This is a genomic window from Staphylococcus pettenkoferi (assembly GCF_002902685.1).
GTDB classification, from domain to species: domain Bacteria; phylum Bacillota; class Bacilli; order Staphylococcales; family Staphylococcaceae; genus Staphylococcus; species Staphylococcus pettenkoferi.
The window spans coordinates 1-911 of record NZ_PPRN01000114.1 but is presented as its reverse complement, the minus strand read 5'-3'; the positions used below and the strand labels follow the sequence as shown (position 1 = coordinate 911).

General features: G+C 25.5%; 1 protein-coding gene. It reads left to right on the top strand.

Going from position 1 to position 911, the window contains the following annotated elements; genetic code table 11:
• The coding region (locus CD126_RS12220) for a hypothetical protein (protein ID WP_206168297.1) at positions 1 to 911 on the top strand (911 nt) is incomplete at both ends.

Genomic DNA, 911 nt, shown 5'->3' with positions numbered 1-911 from the left:
ATATAAGTGAGGATTTATTAGATACGATCGTTTTAGATATGAGTAGAGTAGCAGACTCGTATATAAACAAACTGATAAATAAATATAAAAAAGAAGTAGATATAGTTATAACAAGTTTAGAAAAAAATTATTTACGAAAGCTAATATTAGGTTATGATTTAGAGCAAAGTAATTATAAAGGTATTGATGAAATTAAAAATGAATTCAATAAAGAAGAGTATTTAGAAGAAGCATATAATTTAATATTCGAAGGTATAAATAGAAATAAACAGAGTGTTATTGGTTCTTTAGTATCTCGAGTAAAGATTGATAAAGATATTAATAAAAAGTATAAATCTTATATTGATGAAGCGGAAGGCAAATATTACCAGTTATTATATTATAAAGTTCAAGATGATAATGATGTAAAACGAATATTTACGTCAATAAAAGATTTATATGACTCATTGGAAAATTATCATCAGTGTATTATTGAGTTCGGTTCTGATTGCTCTTGGCTTTTGATTTCTCAAATTGCTATTTATTTAGAGAACTTTAAAACCGAAACACATTTAAATGCTTTTAAAGAAGAAAAAAAAATAAGTGAATTAAAAGACCATATAAATAAGTATAAGCTATCTGGAAACTCCTCAACAATTAATAATCAAATAAAAGCGCTATATAAAGGTGTGAATTATGGTTTTCATTTTAATGATTTAGTTATTACTAATGATGGGAAAAACAAATTATTAGTTTTACAAAAGATAGAATTAGATGAAAGCTATGTGCCGTGTCCTGATTGTTTTGAGACTATTTTACGAGGAAATTCTTATCCTAAAATGTTATATAGAAGTTTCGAATGTCAAAATCCGTGCTGTCCATCAAGAAGTAAATTAGGTAGAGGGAAAAGGTTTGATTATTATTCAGTTAAA